Annotated in this window: 17 protein-coding genes and 4 tRNA genes; 19 read left to right on the forward strand and 2 right to left on the reverse strand. The window is 53.8% G+C overall.

Annotated elements, in window-relative coordinates; genetic code table 11:
• The first annotated feature begins 32 nt into the window (after positions 1–32).
• The gene (locus GALF_RS04020; protein ID WP_150102566.1) at positions 33–1,796 is read left to right on the forward strand and encodes a hypothetical protein; all 1,764 of its coding nucleotides are present in this window, start codon (positions 33–35) and stop codon (positions 1,794–1,796) included.
• A gap of 136 nt (positions 1,797–1,932) precedes the next feature.
• On the opposite strand, the gene rlmM is transcribed toward GALF_RS04020, so the two are convergent.
• Entirely contained in the window at positions 1,933–3,399 is a 1,467-nt protein-coding gene (gene rlmM / locus GALF_RS04025; protein ID WP_013292779.1) for a 23S rRNA (cytidine(2498)-2'-O)-methyltransferase RlmM, read from the reverse strand.
• Between the two features lie 81 nt (positions 3,400–3,480).
• Here rlmM and GALF_RS04030 point away from each other — a divergent pair, with 81 nt between their 5' ends.
• Entirely contained in the window at positions 3,481–4,137 is a 657-nt protein-coding gene (locus GALF_RS04030) for an HAD family hydrolase (protein WP_013292780.1), read from the forward strand.
• 18 nt (positions 4,138–4,155) lie between these two features.
• Entirely contained in the window at positions 4,156–5,097 is a 942-nt protein-coding gene (locus tag GALF_RS04035) for a S49 family peptidase (RefSeq protein WP_013292781.1), read from the forward strand.
• A gap of 15 nt (positions 5,098–5,112) precedes the next feature.
• Here GALF_RS04035 and GALF_RS04040 read toward each other — a convergent pair whose 3' ends face one another.
• Positions 5,113–5,748, reverse strand: coding sequence for an arylesterase (locus GALF_RS04040; protein ID WP_013292782.1), 636 nt, complete (start codon positions 5,746–5,748; stop codon positions 5,113–5,115).
• On the opposite strand from GALF_RS04040, the gene GALF_RS04045 reads away from it, so the two are divergent.
• The 16 genes from GALF_RS04045 to GALF_RS04120 all read left to right on the forward strand — a co-directional run bounded on the left by GALF_RS04045 (position 5,747) and on the right by GALF_RS04120 (position 17,411).
• A complete protein-coding gene (locus GALF_RS04045) occupies positions 5,747–6,415 on the forward strand; it encodes an ABC transporter ATP-binding protein (RefSeq protein WP_041937959.1) in 669 nt (222 codons plus the stop codon). The genes GALF_RS04040 and GALF_RS04045 overlap by 2 nt on opposite strands.
• Before the next feature lie 2 nt (positions 6,416–6,417).
• Positions 6,418–8,931, forward strand: a complete 2,514-nt coding sequence (locus GALF_RS04050; RefSeq protein ID WP_013292784.1) for an ABC transporter permease — start codon at positions 6,418–6,420, stop codon at positions 8,929–8,931.
• A 113-nt stretch (positions 8,932–9,044) separates the two neighbouring features.
• Positions 9,045–9,278: an acyl carrier protein gene (acpP, locus tag GALF_RS04055; RefSeq protein WP_013292785.1), complete on the forward strand. Its 234-nt coding sequence runs from the start codon at positions 9,045–9,047 to the stop codon at positions 9,276–9,278.
• 24 nt (positions 9,279–9,302) lie between these two features.
• Entirely contained in the window at positions 9,303–10,535 is a 1,233-nt protein-coding gene (gene fabF, locus GALF_RS04060) for a beta-ketoacyl-ACP synthase II (protein ID WP_013292786.1), read from the forward strand.
• Between the two features lie 15 nt (positions 10,536–10,550).
• A complete protein-coding gene (pabC, locus tag GALF_RS04065) occupies positions 10,551–11,360 on the forward strand; it encodes an aminodeoxychorismate lyase (protein ID WP_013292787.1) in 810 nt (269 codons plus the stop codon).
• Complete coding sequence (mltG, locus tag GALF_RS04070) at positions 11,348–12,313, forward strand: endolytic transglycosylase MltG (RefSeq protein ID WP_013292788.1); 966 nt, start codon at positions 11,348–11,350, stop codon at positions 12,311–12,313. The genes pabC and mltG overlap by 13 nt, the downstream gene beginning before the upstream one ends.
• Positions 12,314–12,374: 61 nt before the next feature.
• The gene (tmk, locus tag GALF_RS04075; RefSeq protein ID WP_013292789.1) at positions 12,375–12,977 is read left to right on the forward strand and encodes a dTMP kinase; all 603 of its coding nucleotides are present in this window, start codon (positions 12,375–12,377) and stop codon (positions 12,975–12,977) included.
• Positions 12,974–13,969 carry a DNA polymerase III subunit delta' gene (gene holB / locus GALF_RS04080; protein ID WP_013292790.1) on the forward strand — a complete coding sequence of 332 codons (996 nt, stop codon included), beginning with the start codon at positions 12,974–12,976 and terminating at the stop codon, positions 13,967–13,969. Before tmk ends, holB begins: the two co-directional genes overlap by 4 nt.
• 7 nt (positions 13,970–13,976) lie before the next feature.
• A complete protein-coding gene (locus tag GALF_RS04085; RefSeq protein WP_013292791.1) occupies positions 13,977–14,741 on the forward strand; it encodes a TatD family hydrolase in 765 nt (254 codons plus the stop codon).
• Positions 14,742–14,800: 59 nt separating this feature from the next.
• A tRNA-Gly gene (locus GALF_RS04090) sits at positions 14,801–14,876 on the forward strand.
• A 43-nt stretch (positions 14,877–14,919) separates the two neighbouring features.
• Positions 14,920–14,995: transfer RNA gene (locus GALF_RS04095), tRNA-Gly, on the forward strand.
• A gap of 58 nt (positions 14,996–15,053) precedes the next feature.
• Positions 15,054–15,127: transfer RNA gene (locus GALF_RS04100), tRNA-Cys, on the forward strand.
• Positions 15,128–15,134: 7 nt separating this feature from the next.
• Positions 15,135–15,223: transfer RNA gene (locus tag GALF_RS04105), tRNA-Leu, on the forward strand.
• Between the two features lie 548 nt (positions 15,224–15,771).
• Positions 15,772–15,999 (forward strand): hypothetical protein, encoded by a 228-nt coding sequence (locus tag GALF_RS04110; protein WP_013292792.1) that lies wholly within the window; start codon positions 15,772–15,774, stop codon positions 15,997–15,999.
• Between the two features lie 109 nt (positions 16,000–16,108).
• Positions 16,109–16,519 carry a hypothetical protein gene (locus GALF_RS04115; protein ID WP_013292793.1) on the forward strand — a complete coding sequence of 137 codons (411 nt, stop codon included), beginning with the start codon at positions 16,109–16,111 and terminating at the stop codon, positions 16,517–16,519.
• Positions 16,512–17,411, forward strand: coding sequence for an AAA family ATPase (locus GALF_RS04120; RefSeq protein ID WP_013292794.1), 900 nt, complete (start codon positions 16,512–16,514; stop codon positions 17,409–17,411). Before GALF_RS04115 ends, GALF_RS04120 begins: the two co-directional genes overlap by 8 nt.
• The last annotated feature ends 45 nt before the right edge of the window (positions 17,412–17,456 follow it).

Consider the following 17,456-nt stretch of genomic DNA (forward strand, 5'->3'; position numbering starts at 1 on the left):
TCGTTATAACGGCTAACGAATATTGAGGTTTAATGATGAAAACAAAAATCGCATCGGTTGTCTTGGTACTTACAATGACGCTTTCAATGCATGGCTTTGCATCTACTTTTTTCTTTCCGGGAACACGACCTGTATCCACTTCTGGCGAGACGCCAAAATGGCTGCATGATGGCCATGGTCATGACGGTTATGTAACGGTCACTTCCGAAGTCATTCCAACCAGCAGTTGCGTGCCTTTATCAAATCACACTTTTTGGGGGGGTGAAAAGACGCAATTAGTTCTTTCAATGGTGACAAACGGCTTTAAAAAGAATCTGGATGGCGGAGAAATACCGATTGCCGCTTTCGATGGGCGTGATAATGGCTCAGAGTGTGCCTCCCTTAGCACGCTCCCCATTAATATCGTTCCACTAGCGCTGCTCGAATCTTACTCAACGTTTAATCCCGGTGAACTCTCCATCGTGCTTAACGTAAAAAGCTCAAGTGACTCCAATCAAGATTTTATCGGCTCGGCAAAGCTAGTGCTAGGCGCGGCAGCCATGGTCGTAACGGGCGGTACTGCGACCGCGATTAGTGGCATTGCAGCAACCGTTGGCAATCCCGTGTTGTCTGAAACTCAATCTAGAACGAATACGCTTATGCAGGGGATGGTGAACGGAAAAACTCAGATTAGTTTGACTTGGCCGAAACTACGCAATGGACTTCGTACCATTGAAATCCCGGTCTACCGAGCCGAAAGCAACCTGGGTAGTACCCCTGACAAGAAGATTTTACAGCTGCAGGCGGATAACAAAACTGAAAAAACGGTGCTATTCACAGTTAGGCTATCGTTCAATTACGCCCGCTCTTTATTTGATCCTGCGGCATCAGGCGTGCTCAATCAGCTAAATCCGGACAGCATTTCCGCAGCAAACGTACTAAATTATCTGCCGGTCAATAGCCACCACAATTTGCTGCAAACGCTCAACGATACTTCTCCTAGCTTACTGGCTATCCTATCTGGGGCTCAAGGACACGACTTGTCCAATGCCTGTAGCATTGCTTTGGGAAAACTTGCAAAACTAGGTCTTAGCAATATGGATATATCCATCGTCATGAAGTCATTCATCGACGAATCAAAAGGCGGGGCAGACTGGTATAACAATCCTGCCATGGTAAAAAATTGTTTTGATCAAGCACCTAATGTTCAAGTATTTCTGGAAAAAATATATGGCGTATCAACCCCTAAATTTATCATTGGTGATGTACAAGATGGTATCGGGAAGTCCTATCGTGACTGGAGCGATATAATCGGGCCTGTGCTAGCCAATTTTCGAAATGCACTGATTGCAAAAGAAAATCGAATTAAAATTCTGGCAGATTGGAATGATAAGCGGGACATTAAAGTGTCCTTTTCTCCGGAAATTCAAGCATGGTCAGCGACGCCAGAAACGGATCTATCCAAAAATGATCAATATCCGGGGCTGAAAAAATTAGTCAGCAACGAGATTAAAACCATGGGTTGTTTTATATACAAAGATCCCGAAAATTTAAGCATAAGCAACCCGGGTGCTTATTTTATATTAGAGGGGGCAAATGAAAACTTTTGGCTGGGAAATATTAAAGTGACCGCTGGTACGATCAGCCGAATTTCAAGTCTCGATATCGCAGAGCTGGGCAGCGACTGGCAGAGACATTTTGAATCGTATCGCTATCCGGGTGGCGATTGCGCGCTCATTTTAGCCCGGCTTAAGAGGAAAGCCGCCGCCAATTTGAATAGCCTGCTAAGCGAGAATATTGCTCAACCAAAGCAATAGGAAACCTCTCTTCACGTATTCGCAGCCAGATTCATTCACGCATCGTGCATCAGATCCGGGTACAAAGCTACGCTATGCGGAAGCTGGAACTCCCGCGACTTGCAGGCGTGCTTTGTCGACTTGAATGTTGCCAGCTTTAGCGGTTTTTGGTCTTGCTCATGAAGACCGTGATTTCTTCTCTGTCGTGATAGAGCTGCTTTGCGATTAGCTTGTAGCTGATGCCTTCCATATCCAGCAGCTTTCGGATACCGCCCAGCGCAGCATCGGTTGCGGTGACGCGCTGCTTCATCGGAAGTTTAAGGTTGAAGATCGCGTGTTTGCACCAGCCTGAGACAAACCAGTTGCCGATAAGCTCGGCGACTTTGGCGGGCTTTTCCACCATGTCGCAAATCAGCCAGTCGACCGCTTTGCGTGGTGTGAACTTGAAGCCGTCCTGCATCAGGTGTTCGACCGCCGGATTTTTGGCCAGCACGCCTTTCATCGGTCCGTTGTCGACGGCGGTCACGCGCATGCCGCGTTTGACCATCTGCCACGTCCAGCCGCCGGGGGCAGCACCCAAATCTACCGCCGTCATGCCAGAACGCAGCAGTCGGGACTGCTCGCCCTTATCCATAAATACATCGATGGCTTCGGCAAGTTTTAACGTGGAACGGCTGGGCGCTTCAGCCGGCATTGATTGGCGACTGATGCCCATCAGTGCATCCGCGCTGTTATACGGATCGCTCGTGCCGATCAGGGCGGCGGATTTGTCGGGGAAGAAAATATGCAGGCGCGGTAATTTGCGACTCTCCGCAGGATCCGTGTCAACCAAGCGTCCCTGTTCGCGCAGTGCTGCTTCCAGCAGGGGCTGAAAACGGCGGGTGAAGGCGGTGAGCGTCTTGCCATCGTTGGTGTCGGGCACTTCCAGCCACAGGGTGCCAAAGGTGCCGGGCAGCGCGGCAATCGCACTGAGGATGGGGGTGAGGCGATCGCGTTCGGGCAACTCTTCGATGATGTGGTGTAAACAGATCAGTTGACGCGCAAAAATCAGGTCGCTGTAAGCGAGCGATTGTCCGTTGATGGCAACCAGCGCATAACCGCTGTTCGGCAGAATCCCGGGTTGCTCACTCAATACCGGGCGTTGTCGGCGTGCTTGCCCCACGGCTTCTTGCGTGCAGTCTTGCTCAAAGCCCGGGCGGCAATACAGCAGCCAGTGTGTCAATGCGCCATTATTTGAAGTGGCAACATGCGGTTTTTTGGTGACAGGCGGCGCTACATTCAAATCCAGCAGTCTGGACATCTTGGTGCCGACGCGGCGCGGGGCGGCTACAGGTGCCGGCGTAATTTTTGATGCGGGTTTTCCGCCGTTACGCGGTGCGGAATTGCCGCGCCCGGGTGCTTTGTTATCGGTCTGGCGCGGCGCTGCCGTGCCTCGTGTTTTGTCCGTCTGACGCGGTGTTGTCGGCGCGCGGCGTGCTGATGGCGCAGATTTTGCGTCAATAGCCTTTGTGCCGCCCTCGCGACGCGGTTTGGCGTTCGCTCTGTCAGGTGTTTGTTTCGCATCAGTGCGACGCGGCTTTGCCGTATCGGTTGAGGCTCGTTTTGGTTTTGGTGTCGTTTGCATAGGGCGTATTGTGGCACAGGTTGGGGAGGCAGGCGCTAAGGTGGTAATATCTCAAGTTCTTTTTTGTGCAGAATAACGTAAATGAGTAAACGCTACGACTTGATCGTGTTCGACTGGGACGGTACGGTGATGGACTCCACGGCGATTATCGCAGGCTCCATCCAGTCAGCCTGTCGCGACCTCGAATTGACGGTGCCCGATGATGAAACGGCGCGCCATGTAATCGGCTTAGGATTAATGCAGGCCTTGCGTCACGCCGTGCCCGATGCGCCCGAGGCGATGTACGAGCCGCTGGTGGCGCGCTATCGACATCATTTTTTGTCGCAGGATCAGGCGATCCCGTTGTTCGAGGGCGCGCGGGAGACCATCGTGGAATTGCATGAGGCAGGTTACCGCTTAGGGGTTGCGACCGGAAAAAATCGGGCTGGGCTTGATCGGGTGCTCGAATCGTCCGGCATGAAACACTATTTTCATGCGACGCGCACCGCAGATCTGACCGCTTCCAAGCCGCATCCTGCGATGTTGCTGGAACTGATGGCGGAATTGGCTGTCAGTGCTGAGCGCACGTTGATGGTGGGCGATACGACACACGACGTGCTGCTGGCGCAAAATGCCGGCGTGGATGTGGTCGCGGTCGCGTTTGGCGCACATCCTGAAGATCAGTTGCTGGCACTGAAACCTTTGGCACTGATGCAGGATTTTTCACAGCTACGGGCCTGGTTTAGGCTTAATGCATAAAAATTATTAAGGAACAAAATGTCTGATCAGAATTGGGAACGCGGCGTACTGGAGAAACTGGCCATGTCGGCGATTGTTGAGCAGCGCCGTGCGCGGCACTGGAGTATTTTTTTCAAGGTGCTGACCTTCGGTTATCTGTTTGTGATTCTGTTTGTGTTGATGGGCTGGTTTGACAAGAGCGAAACCGCGTTGAGCACCGGTAAACACACCGCTTTAGTCGATATGCAGGGTGTCATCGCCGCAGATTCGGCAGCGAGTGCGGACAATTTGATTCCGGGGCTGCAGGCAGCCTTCAAGGACAAAGGAACTCAGGGCGTGATTCTGCGCATCAACAGTCCGGGCGGTAGTCCCGTTCAGGCAGGTCAAATCAACGATGAGATTCGTCGCCTGCGCGTCAAGTATCCGGCGATCCCGTTGTATGTGGTCGTCGAGGATATTTGCGCCTCGGGCGGTTATTATGTGGCGGCGGCTGCAGATAAAATTTTCGTGGATAAAGCGAGTCTGATCGGCTCCATCGGCGTGTTGATGGATGGTTTCGGTTTTACTGGGACCATGGAAAAGCTCGGTGTTGAGCGTCGTCTGGTGACCGCAGGCAGTAACAAGGGTTTCATGGATCCGTTCTCCGCCGTGCGCCCCGATCAGCAGGAATACGCCAAGCAAATGCTCGCGCAAATCCACCAGCAGTTCATTGACGTGGTCAAGCAGGGGCGCGGCAAGCGTCTGAAGGAGACGCCTGATACGTTCAGTGGTCTGGTGTGGAACGGTCAGGCCGGTATCGAGATGGGGCTGGCCGATGGTTATGGTAGTGTCGAATCGGTGGCGCGCGATGTGATCAAGGCTGAAGAAGTCGTCGACTTTACCGTGAAGGAAGGTTTTGCCGACCGCTTGGCCAAGCGCTTTGGCGCAGGCGTTGCGAGTGCAATCAGCTTTTCAACCCAGAGCGGGGTGACGCTGCGGTAAGAGCAGGATTCAGGATCAGCGCAACAGGGGCTTTAAGGCTTGCAGTACGTTGCGCATGACCTGGGGTTGTGAGGCGGCTGCGGGGTGCAGATTGTCGGCCTGAAACTGCTCTGCACCGACGCCGTCAAGCAGAAAGGGCAGTAGGCTGACGCGATTTTTTGCGGCGATACGCGGGAACATGCTCTGAAACTGACTGATATAGGGTTCGCCGTAATTGGGCGGAAGCTTCATGCCGATCAGCAAGGTCTTAATCTGTGGTTGTTTGAGTTGTACCATGATGTCATTCAGGTTGCTTTCGATGTCGGCGGTGCTGAACCCGCGCAGCCCGTCGTTGGCACCCAATTCCACGATGACGATCGCGGGCTTATATTGTTCCAGCAGCCGGGCCAGACGCTGGCGGCCACCCAATGAGGTTTCGCCGCTGATGCTGGCGTTGATGATTTTGAAGCCCGAGCGGCTGCTATCCAACTGAAGTTGCAACAGGCTGGGCCAGCTCTCTGCGATATCCAGTCCGTAGCCAGCCGACAGGCTGTCACCAAATATCAAAATACTTTTTTGCGGCGCGGCCTGTGTGGCGAAGGGCAGGCTGAGTGCGACTAGCAGCAGCGCAGTTCTGAAGATAAATAAAATTTGCGGGGTAAAATTTTTCATGACGGCAATTGTGCAGGCGGTGAGCCTAGGTAAGCAAGTATTAAGTGGCGGACAACCGTTGACCATCTTGCACGAGATAAGTTTCACGCTGTCAGCGGGTGAGAGCATGGCCATCACAGGCGCGTCCGGTTCAGGCAAGTCAACCCTGCTGGGCTTGCTGGCGGGGCTCGATGTGCCCAGCAGCGGCACGGTAAAGCTGAGCGGGACGGATTTGTTTTTGCTCGATGAAGATGGGCGTGCCAGATTGAGGGCTAAGTTGGCAGGTTTCGTGTTCCAGTCATTTCAATTGCTGCCTACCTTGAGTGCGCTGGAAAACGTCATGTTGCCGCTGGAGTTGCAGGGTAGGCGGGACGCGCGTGCGCGGGCGTTGGCATCGCTTCAAGAGGTGGGGTTGTCGTCGCGCACGCATCATTTGCCTAAGCATCTCTCGGGCGGCGAGCAGCAGCGTGTCGCACTGGCGCGTGCCTTCGTCTCTGGGCCGAAGATTTTGTTTGCCGACGAGCCTACCGGAAATCTCGATGCGGGCAACGGCGCGCAGATTATGGATTTGATGTTCGATTTAAATCGTATTCAGGGCACAACGCTGATTCTGGTCACGCACGATGAACTGTTGTCAAAGCGCTGCGGTAAGCAATTGCGCCTCGAAGGCGGACGGATAGTTCTGTGAGTATGCGGAGCTATTTGCAGGCGCTGAATTTTTTCCGTCGTGACTGGCGCGCAGGAGAGTGGCGCGTGTTGATGCTGGCGTTAGTGCTGGCGGTGGGTAGTCTCGCGACCGTGGGTTTGTTTGCCGACCGGGTCCGTCAGGCATTGAGCCAGCAGGCGGCCAGTTTACTGGGGGCGGATCTGCGCATCAGCTCAACACGCCCGTTTTCGCCCGAATACCGCAAACTGGCAGAGATGCACGGCCTTCGTGTGGCGGAAAGTCGAACCTTTCCCAGTATGGTGTCGCATCAGGATCAGGTGACGTTAGCCGAGATTCAGTCTGTGCCGGCGGGTTATCCGTTGCGCGGCAAGCTCGACATCAACGACGGCACAACGCATGTTGCAACAGGGATCCCTCATGCGGGTTCGGTATGGGTGGACGAGCGGCTGATGCGCCGTTTTGATCTGCATATCGGCGATGAGCTGGGTGTGGGGCAGCGACGCTTTGTCGTATCTGCCCGCATCGTCAAAGACATCGATCAGTCGGTCGGTTTTGCCAGTTTTTCGTCGCGTGTATTGATGAATGAGGCGGATGTGGCGGGTACCGGCTTGCTGCAAGAGGGCAGTCGCATCGCGTACCGGCTGATGATCGCGGGAGAGCCTGCGCCCATCTCTGCACTGCGCATGGCGTTAAAGGAGATGCTCGCAAGCGGCGAAAAACTCGAAGACGTAACGGACGCGCGTCCGGAAATTCGCACTGCGTTGGAGCGCGCGGAGCAGTTCCTGGGCTTGGCAGCCCTCACTACGGCGCTGCTGGCCGGCGTTGCGGTGATGCTGGCGGCGCGGCGTTACGTGTTACGGCATCTGGATGCTTGCGCGGTGATGCGCTGCTTAGGAATAACGCAATCGGCGCTGCTGCGGATTTTTTTGTATCAATTCTTGATCGCCGGACTCCTCGCTGTGTCAGTTGGTTTGCTGTCGGGTTATCTGGTGCAGGCAGCGCTCGTTGAATGGGTGATGCGCGCAGCAGAGTTGCCGCAACCGGGATTTTTGCCCGCCATCAAGGCGGCACTGAGCGGTTTTGCCTTGCTGTTCGGTTTTGCCTTTTTGCCTTTGCTGCAATTGCGCCGAATTTCTCCGCTGCGCGTGATACGACGCGAACTGGGCTTGCCGGGTGTCAGTGGCTGGTTGGTGTACGGCGCAGCGGCCCTGGTGCTGGCAGCGCTGTTTTTGTGGCAGGCAGGTTCCTTCAAGCTTGGGATATTTGTATTGGCGGGATTGCTAGTCGGGCTCTTGCTGGCGTGGGGTGTGGCCTGGTTGTGGCTGCGGATTTTGGCCTATACGGCCGTGCGATATGCGTGGCCGCATTCCTTGCGCAAACTGGCAACAAGCAGTGTGGCGGTGCAGGTGGTCGCGCTGAGTCTGGGCGGCATGGCCTTGCTGGTGCTGACGCTGGTGCGCGGGGATTTGCTGCAAAACTGGCAGGGGAAATTGCCGATTGATGCGCCAAACCGTTTTGTGGTTGGTATTCAGCCCGAACAGCGTCTGTCTTTGCAGGAATTTTTCAGGCAGCAGGCCGTATCTGAGCCTGAATTGTTGCCTATGGTGAAAGGGCGTCTTGTTGCCGTCAACGGGCAGGCCGTCAGCGCCGGTAATTTTTCTGATGCTAGGGCGAAGGGTCTGATTGAGCGGGAGTTCAATTTGTCCTATGCCCAAAAAATGCCTGCCTGGAATACGCTGGTGCAGGGTAAATGGTGGCAGCGGGAGAGTGATGCCGCAGGCATCGGGCACACACCGGCGTCCCCCTTGCGGGGAAATGAAGATAATAATGCCGAGTTGTCAGTTGAAGAGGGGATCGCCAAGACCTTGAATATTCATCTGGGCGATCAATTGACCTATGACGTGGCGGGCAGCCATTTTTCAGCGCCGGTCACCAGTCTGCGCCGCGTACAGTGGGATTCGATGCGGGTGAATTTTTTCGTAATTGCGACGCCCGGTTTGTTGCAGGATTATCCTGCCAGTTATCTCGCCAGCTTTTATCTGCCGTCCGATAAAGTGCAGGCGGGTGATGCGCTCTCCCGGCAATTTCCCAATATGCTGCTGATCGATATTCGCGATGTCATTGAACAGGTGCGCGGCATTATCGAACACGTCGCGCAAACGATCAGCGTGGTGTTTGTGTATACCCTGTTGTCCGGACTGCTGGTGCTGTATGCGGCCCTGCTTGCAACGCAGGACGAGCGGATTCATGAAGCCGCTGTTTTGCGCGTACTGGGTGCGGAGAGTGCCTATTTGCGACGTCTGTACCTGAGTGAGTTTGCAGTAATCGGACTGTTAAGCGGTTTGCTGGCATCGGTTGGTGCGGTGGCACTGGGTTGGGGGTTGGCGCACTATGTGCTGGATATTCCTTACGGCTCGAACCGTTTTATATGGCTGGCAGGAGTGACAGGCGGTATTTTTCTGGTAATGCTGGTGGGGTATTTGTCGACGCGCCGCTTAACACAAATACCGCCGTTACTCGTTTTGCGGGGCGAATAACGGTTTTGTTTCATCTGCTTGTTTGCTCGTTTTGCGGATGTAGTTGGGAATTTCCGGCAACTTTGGTACAATGCACAAGCTTTTTTAACTTATAACAGGGTGGGAGTCTTAAAATGTCTATTGAGCTGCGTGTAAAAAAGATCGTATCTGAACAACTGGGCGTGAACGAATCTGAAGTAAAGAACGAATCGTCTTTCGTCAACGATCTGGGTGCTGATTCCCTTGATACCGTTGAGCTGGTGATGGCGCTGGAAGAAGAATTCGAATGCGAAATCCCTGATGAAGACGCAGAAACGATTACCACTGTACAACAAGCCATCGATTACGTCCTGGCTCATCAAAAGTAATTATTCACTGTCGGCGGAGCTAATTTGTCTAAACGTAGAGTCGTTGTGACCGGTCTGGGGATTGTCTCCCCCGTCGGTATCGGTATTTCTGCTGCCTGGGCTAACATAGTCGCGGGTAAGTCCGGGATAGTCAAAATATCGCATTTCGATGCGAGTCAGCTTGCGAGTCAGATTGCGGGTGAAGTGCAAAATTTTGATGTCGCACAATATCTGCCGGTCAAAGATGCCCGTCGCATGGGAAAATTCATCCATTTCGGTTTAGTCGCCGGGATGGAAGCATTCAAGGATTCAGGTTTGGAAGTCACGGACCAGAATGCCGAACGCATCGGGGTGAATATCGGATCCGGTATCGGCGGCTTGCCGACGATCGAGGAGACGCACAACGATTATCTGGCGGGCGGACCGCGTAAAATTTCACCTTTCTTTATTCCCGGCACGATCATCAATATGATTTCCGGTAATCTGTCCGTGATGTACGGATTGAAAGGCCCGAATCTGGCGATGGTGTCGGCCTGTACGACCGGCACGCATTGCATTGGCGAGTCGGCGCGGATGATCGAATACGGCGATGCGGATGTGATGATCGCAGGCGGTTCGGAAGCCACCATCGGTCCTTTGGCGGTCGGCGGTTTTGCTTCGGCCCGTGCTTTGAGTACGCGCAACGATGATCCGGCAACGGCTTGCCGTCCGTGGGATAAGGATCGCGACGGCTTTGTCATCGGCGAAGGTGCAGGCGCACTGGTACTCGAAGAGTATGAGCACGCGAAAGCGCGCGGCGCTAAGATTTATGCCGAAGTCACAGGATATGGTATGAGCGGCGATGCTTATCACATCACGTCACCTAACAGCGACGGCCCAAAACGCAGCATGCAGAACGCGTTGAAAAATGCCGGTCTGAATGCCGATGCGGTACAGTACGTCAATGCGCACGGTACTTCTACGCCGCTGGGCGACAAGAATGAGACTGAGGCGATTAAACTTGCTTTTGGCGATCACGCAAGTCGGCTGGTTGTGAATTCCACCAAGTCCATGACCGGTCATTTGTTAGGCGGCGCGGGCGGCATCGAGTCTATCTTCTCGGTACTGGCCATCCATCACCAAATATCGCCACCGACCATCAATATCTTCGAGCAGGATCCGGAGTGCGATCTGGACTACTGTGCGAACGAAGCGCGCGACATGAAGATCAATGTGGCGATGAACAACAACTTCGGCTTTGGCGGAACCAACGGTACGCTGGTGTTCAGCAAAGTTTAACCGCTGATTGATCAGATGCTGGTCAATGGCGTGCCAGGTAACACCCTCAGCATTCGGGATCGCGGCTTTCTTTACGGCGACGGGGTATTTCGTACCCTGTGCGTCCGCGAGGGAAGGCCGCAACACTGGCCGCTCCATTATCAAAAACTTCAAAACGATTGCGAAAAACTAGGCATCAATTGTCCGGATTTCGCCTGTTTGTCCGCTGAACTGGCCGGATTGATGCCGGCACATCCCAACGCTGTTTATAAAATGATCGTCACGCGCGGTTTGTCTGTGCGCGGCTATGCGCCGGCCCCTGATGCCGAACCAACTCATGTATGGGATATTTCTGCCATACCCGCATATCCTGATAACTGCCGCACTGGCGTGACGCTGCGTTTGTGCGCGTTGCGACTAGCCGCGCAACCGCGTCTGGCGGGCATCAAACATCTCAATCGTCTGGAAAATGTGCTGGCTGCCGCCGAATGCACTGATGCGGATGAAGGGTTGCTGCTCGATACCGAGGGGCGCGTCATCGAGGGGGTGCGCAGCAATGTGTTTTTAATGGCAGGCGATCGCCTGATTACGCCTGATTTGTCGCGCTGCGGAGTGGCGGGTGTGCAGCGCGATCGCGTGATCGCGTATGCCCGGGAAATTGGCCTGTCGGTCGAAGTGCGTGATGTGGAACTCGCCGAATTGTGTGCGGCGGATGCGGTATTTTTGACCAACAGCGTATTCGGATTGTGGCCGGTGGCGCAGTTTGAGCAGTGCCGCTGGCTTGACTTGAGTCGTACAGTGCAATTTCAGGTGTTATTTGAACAGGATGAATCATGGCTAAATTGATGACGTTCTTGCTGGCGGTGTTCGGCGGGGCAATTTATTACGCCTACAGTCCGATGACGCCGCCGGTGCTTCCGTACGAATTTGCGCTGAATCAGGGAGGGAATCTCACGACGGTCGCCCGTCAATTCGAACAGGCCGGATTGCTGGATAATCCTAAGTTGTTCGTGCTGTTTGCAAGGTTGCAGGGGCGCGCGGGAAAAATCAAGGCGGGCGTCTATCAGCTGGATCATGCCGTATCCAAAATGGAATTGCTGGATATGATCACGCAGGGTAATGTCAGTCGCAGCCAAGTCACCCTCATCGAAGGCTGGAATTTCCGGCAATTGCGCAGTGCGCTGAATGCGAATCAGTATATCAGGCATGATACGCAGGGGCTGTCAGACCGGGAGATTTTGCAGCGCATCGGTGCGGCCGAGATACATCCGGAGGGTTTATTTTTTCCTGAAACCTATTCTGTCGCCGCCGGCAGCAGCGACATCGAGCTGCTGAAAATGGCCTATAAACTGATGCAGCAGCGGCTCAATGATGCCTGGCTGGCAAGAGAGCCGGGCTTGATGTTGGAGACGCCTTATCAGGCGCTGATTCTCGCCTCTATCGTTGAGAAGGAAACGGGAACGGCCTCCGACCGGCCGATGATCGCCGGCGTGTTCACTAATCGATTGCGCCTCCATATGATGTTGCAAACAGATCCTTCGGTGATCTACGGGCTGGGCGAGGCGTTTGACGGTAATTTGCGCAAGCGCGACTTGACCAGCGACACCCCTTACAATACCTATACCCGTGCCGGATTACCGCCTACACCCATCGCCTTGCCGGGCGCCGAAGCGCTCAAGGCTGCACTGCATCCGGCTAAGACCGATGCGCTGTATTTTGTCGCGCGCGGCGATGGCAGTTCTAAGTTTTCCAGCAATCTGTCCGAACATAACCGGGCGGTGTATCAGTATCAGAAATAGCAAGTGTCACTGGATATTTTTCTGTTTTTGATACGCTATCAACCACGATCAGATCGAAATTATGGCTAAATTTATTACATTTGAAGGGGTGGACGGGGCGGGCAAGAGTACCCATCTGGCCTGGTTTGCCGCGACGTTGCGGCAGCACGGTGTGGATGTTGTCGTGACTCGTGAGCCGGGTGGGACGCCGCTTGGCGAGCAGTTGCGCGAGATGCTGCTCAATCAGCCTATGAGTATCGGCACGGAAGCGATGCTGATGTTTGCCGCGCGGGTAGAACACGTCGAACAGATCATCAAGCCTGCCTTGCTTGCCGGTAAATGGGTGATTTCGGATCGTTTTTCGGACGCGAGTTTTGCTTATCAGGGCGGCGGGCGTGGCATGGACTGGGATAAGCTCAGGCAGCTGGAGCAGTGGGTGGATTTGAGACCTGATTTGACGCTGTTTTTCGATGTGCCTGTGGAAGTGGCCAGAGCGCGGCTGTCGAATAACGTCTCGCTCGATCGTTTTGAGCAGGAACAGGGCGAATTTTTCGAGCGGGTGCGCGCAGGATATCACCGGCGCGTGGCAGAAAATCCACCGCGCTATGCGGTGATCGATGCGGCGCAATCGATCGCGCTTGTGCAGCAGCAGTTGCAGTCTATCGTCGCAAATTTAGGCCTATGAGCACGCTCTATCCCTGGCAAAAAGACGACTGGACGCGTTTGCAGGCTTTGCGCGAACGCGCCTCGCAAGGGTTGCTGTTTCAGGGCATGAAGGGGATAGGCAAACTCGATCTGGCGATCAGTTATGCCCGTGCTTTGCTGTGTCAGCATCCGTCGGGCAACGGGTTTTCATGCGGCGTGTGTCCTTCGTGCCATTGGTTTATTCAGGGTTCTCACCCCGATTTTCGCATGGTGCAGCCGGAGTCTGAAACTGAGGAAGTGGAAGCCGGTAAGAAGCCCAGCCGGCAGATTTCAGTCGATCAGATCCGTGCGCTGTCCGATTTTATGGGTATGACCGCGCACCAGGGCGGGCGGCGCGTGGTGATTATTCATCCGGCGGAAGCGATGAACACGAACGCTGCCAATGCACTGTTGAAAAATCTGGAAGAGCCGCCACCGGGTCTGCTGTTCATTCTGGTAACCCACAAACCGGAAGTGCTGTTACCGACACTGCTGAGCCGTTGCCTGTCGTTTAGCGTGGCAGCACCGGATGCGGCGACGGCCACGGCATGGCTGGCAGCTCAGAGAGTGAAAAATCCCGCTGAGGTGTTAGCTTACGCGGGATTCTCGCCGCTGCAGGCTAAACTGGCGGCAAATGAGGGCGGCATGGATGTGCGTGAGAAGTTGTTGCGCGCGTTACGGCAGCCGGGAGCCATGGATGTGTTCGCGATGGCGGATGCCTTGCAGAAAACCGAACAGGTGTTGGTCGTGCAGTGGTTGCAGCAGTGGTGTTACGATTTGATTGCGCAAAAGATGGCAGGTTCATTGCGTTATCACCCGTCGGAACAGGCGGCCATTTCCGCTCTGGTGTCCAATCTGGATGCGATTAATCTTGCGCGCCTGCAAAGCTATCTGCAAACGGCGAAGCGCGAATCGCAACATACGCTCAATCCGAAATTATTTTTTGAATCCCTGCTGTTCACCTATTGTCAGCTTACCCGTCAATCATCCTAACGAACTTATGTCATTCATAGACTCCCATTGCCATATCAATTTTCATGAGTTGGCTGAAAACATTGACGACGTGCTCGCAAAAATGCAACAAAACGAGGTGCTGGCGGCGCTGTGCGTTTCAGTCAATCTGCGCGATTTTCCATCGGTGCTGGCATTGGCATCCGAATATCAGAACATCTATGCCTCGGTCGGCGTGCATCCGGATTACGAGGATGTCGAAGAGCCGACGGTCGCGCGCCTGGTTGAGCTGGCACAGCACCCTAAAATCATTGCGATAGGCGAGACGGGGCTGGATTATTACCGGCTGACCGGCGATCTTGAGTGGCAGCGCGAACGCTTTCGTAACCACATTCGCGCAGCGCGGCTTAGCGGCAAACCCTTGATTATTCATACTCGCAGTGCGGCAGAGGATACGCTGCGCCTGATGGCAGAAGAGGGCGCCGGTAGCATCGGCGGTGTCATGCATTGCTTTACTGAAAACTGGGAGGTGGCGCAAGCCGCGCTGGATATGGGTTTTTATATCTCATTTTCCGGGATTGTGACGTTCAAAAATGCGCTGCAGATCAAGGAGGTCGCGCAGCGTGTGCCGCTCGAGCGCATCTTAATTGAAACCGATTCGCCGTATCTGGCACCGGTGCCGTTCAGGGGTAAGCTCAATCAACCAGCCTACGTGAAACATGTGGCTGAAGAAATTGCGTTGCTGCGAGGTGTCGGTGTGGCGGAGGTGGGGCGGCAAACCAGTGAAAATTTTGCACGCTTATTTAAATTGTAAAAATACGCAGAATAAAGTTGACACGGTTTCAGAAATCCTTATAATTCGGCCCTCGCAATGCGGGAGTAGCTCAGTTGGTAGAGCGATACCTTGCCAAGGTATAGGTCGAGAGTTCGAGCCTCTTCTCCCGCTCCAGTTATTTTGGGGTTTGGTTTTTCAAGTTTTGCGATGCTTCACTGCGGGAATAGCTCAGTTGGTAGAGCGATACCTTGCCAAGGTATAGGTCGAGAGTTCGAGCCTCTTTTCCCGCTCCAAATTCAAGGGAAAGCATCATGCTTTCCCTTATTTATTTCAGTTCAGGTTTTACTGTAGGGTGCGTTAGCAAATCGGTTATGCCCCGGATTGCAAATCCGGTTAGCCCAGTTCGACTCTGGGACGCACCTCCAAACATCCGCCCGGGTGGTGAAATTGGTAGACACAACGGACTTAAAATCCGTCGCCTTGAAAAGGGCGTACCGGTTCGATTCCGGTTCTGGGCACCAAAATTTCTAATGAATGCGTGGCTTTAAGCGCTTTTTGCCTGTTTTAATATTACAAGACATTACAGCGTATTTCTACCTTCTGTCACACTTCGCTGTGACAAGAGTGTGACAAATTCATCGCAGCGCCGCCACAGCACATTAAACCCACTTCAAAATCCAATCATTAGACAATTTCTAACAGGATATTGCCGCCTGTCGTTTGTGACGAACGGTAAGCTGAGGTTTTCCAAAATTTAGTACATGTTGATTTATATAGTCTTGACGGATTTAAAAAAGTCCTGTCTGAATTTGACTTGAGGCAATCAAGGCTGTAGAATTATTCTAATAAACAAACGAGACGATTATCTTGCATCCACTCGGTAAATAAGGAACAGGCTTCTGTGGCGCGGTATTCGAAGTACGCGCAGCGGTTAGATAAACGACAAAGCACGGCTGGAAGTACAGAGACTTGAGGACAGCGCAATTGCCCATGCTGATCAAGTGCCGTGTAGCGTGACTCGTGCGAGGGGTCACAGCGGGAAGTAAATTTCTGAAAGGAAATTTGCTTCATGAGTTCGACTCTCGCAACACACCAAGATGTAAATTCATTTCAAACCACTGCTGTGCGCCTCGGTTTTACACCTGCCGCAGCATACGTCGCGCGTGGCCGCGAAATTTTCCCTGTTCGTGTACGCCAAATTGGCGGCAAACTTATTTGCTTCGAAACAGATATCCAAGAATACCTGCACACCGGCGAGTCACAAGCTCATTTGAGCGTTCCCGCGCTTAAAAAATAGTCGAGGTCAAGCCAGGTCGCCCGAGCAAAATGGAGAGCATTGAGGCGGCTCGCAGAAGCATATCCGTGCGTGAGCTTCGCGCTCAGTCCAAGATTGCTGGAGTCTAATCATGATTAGACTGTGTCAGTGCGATAGCTGGGGCGATGATGAAGCTATGGATCACGCAGAGTTCAACAGATGGGACAAGCCGTGGAAAAGGAACGGCCCGCTAACCGAGAAGGAGAAAGAACACAACGAGCGATGCGCTCGCATGTGTCAGGCGAGAAAAAAACTGGAGGATTGGGAATCGAACCTACGCCATCAGCATTCCCAGGAAAAACATGACGAGATCGCGCACATGGTCAGAACATTCGCCCGCGAGTTTGTAACTACGTGCAATGAGGCCTTTGTTGACACTTGGGACATAGCTGTTTTCTTCGTAGATCTGCTGGATTGGTCGAAACGGCGGGGGCTCATCAATGTAAAGGGGAAAACTTACAAGCCACGGACGGGCAAGTCGGAAGGAGCTGGTCATGAGTGAAATCATCCAGCTACCTCGCATCACGCTCACCGACGCTGCAGTCCGCCCGCAGCTCGACTTCATTTTGCCCGGATTGCTTGCGCAGTCCGTCGGCATGATCGTCGGCCAGGGAGCCATCGGTAAATCGTTTTTAGCTCTGCATATCGGCTTTGCCATGGCTACCGGCAAGCCGGTTGCTGGCGGCCTCTGGGATGTGCCAAAAATCGGCCCGACGACAATCATCATGGGTGAAGACGACCAAAAAATTCTGCAAGAGCGACTGTATTGGCTGCGAAGCGGAGAACAGCTGACAGCAGAGCAGGCGGCAGCGGCAGACCGGTTCCTTTTCGTTCATTCTGCCAAGGGCTACGACATGCGGATCGTCGAGAAGACAGGCGGGGGATACCGGCCTGGCCCTTTCCTTGCGACGCTCAAACATTACTGCGCCGGGCAGCGGCTCGCAATTATCGATCCTCTATTATTTTTAAATGGCGGCGGGGATGAAAACGATAACGGGGCGGCGGCAGTCTTAATTTCTTGCCTTTATACAATTTGCCGCGAGACCGGCTGCACAATCATTCTTTTACATCATGTAGGCAAGTCGAACGGCGATCGAGAAGACTGGGCGTCTGCTCGTGGCGCATCAGCATTGACGACGTCTGTCCGGTGGCAGGTCAACATGACTCCGCCAAATAAAAAGGAGATGGAGGAGTGCGGCATTGACGACGAAATGCGCAAAAGCTGGGTGCGCGTGGCAACGGTCAAGAGCAATTACGGGGACACAGGCGCGGCGTCATGGCTGAATCGGCTTAAAGGCGGCGTGTTGGGATGGGCGGACAAGGCGAAGAAGGAAGCGAGGCCAAAGGATCAAAGTTACGCGAAAGCATCAGGAGGCGATGATGAGTGGTATTAAGCGACTGCCGACCACTACAGCAACGCCGGTGCGGCTGTGCGCGTT

The sequence above is a fragment of the Gallionella capsiferriformans ES-2 genome, assembly GCF_000145255.1.
In the GTDB taxonomy this organism is placed as follows: Bacteria; Pseudomonadota; Gammaproteobacteria; order Burkholderiales; family Gallionellaceae; genus Gallionella; species Gallionella capsiferriformans.

Coding starts and splice junctions, on each gene's coding strand:
- GALF_RS04020 (WP_150102566.1), top strand. CDS start 33: ATGATGAAAACAAAAATCGCATCGGTTGTCTTGGTACTTACAATGACG.
- rlmM (WP_013292779.1), bottom strand. CDS start 3,399: ATGCAAACGACACCAAAACCAAAACGAGCCTCAACCGATACGGCAAAG.
- GALF_RS04030 (WP_013292780.1), top strand. CDS start 3,481: ATGAGTAAACGCTACGACTTGATCGTGTTCGACTGGGACGGTACGGTG.
- GALF_RS04035 (WP_013292781.1), top strand. CDS start 4,156: ATGTCTGATCAGAATTGGGAACGCGGCGTACTGGAGAAACTGGCCATG.
- GALF_RS04045 (WP_041937959.1), top strand. CDS start 5,747: ATGACGGCAATTGTGCAGGCGGTGAGCCTAGGTAAGCAAGTATTAAGT.
- GALF_RS04040 (WP_013292782.1), bottom strand. CDS start 5,748: ATGAAAAATTTTACCCCGCAAATTTTATTTATCTTCAGAACTGCGCTG.
- GALF_RS04050 (WP_013292784.1), top strand. CDS start 6,418: ATGCGGAGCTATTTGCAGGCGCTGAATTTTTTCCGTCGTGACTGGCGC.
- acpP (WP_013292785.1), top strand. CDS start 9,045: ATGTCTATTGAGCTGCGTGTAAAAAAGATCGTATCTGAACAACTGGGC.
- pabC (WP_013292787.1), top strand. CDS start 10,551: ATGCTGGTCAATGGCGTGCCAGGTAACACCCTCAGCATTCGGGATCGC.
- mltG (WP_013292788.1), top strand. CDS start 11,348: ATGGCTAAATTGATGACGTTCTTGCTGGCGGTGTTCGGCGGGGCAATT.
- tmk (WP_013292789.1), top strand. CDS start 12,375: ATGGCTAAATTTATTACATTTGAAGGGGTGGACGGGGCGGGCAAGAGT.
- holB (WP_013292790.1), top strand. CDS start 12,974: ATGAGCACGCTCTATCCCTGGCAAAAAGACGACTGGACGCGTTTGCAG.
- GALF_RS04085 (WP_013292791.1), top strand. CDS start 13,977: ATGTCATTCATAGACTCCCATTGCCATATCAATTTTCATGAGTTGGCT.
- GALF_RS04110 (WP_013292792.1), top strand. CDS start 15,772: ATGAGTTCGACTCTCGCAACACACCAAGATGTAAATTCATTTCAAACC.
- GALF_RS04115 (WP_013292793.1), top strand. CDS start 16,109: ATGATTAGACTGTGTCAGTGCGATAGCTGGGGCGATGATGAAGCTATG.
- GALF_RS04120 (WP_013292794.1), top strand. CDS start 16,512: ATGAGTGAAATCATCCAGCTACCTCGCATCACGCTCACCGACGCTGCA.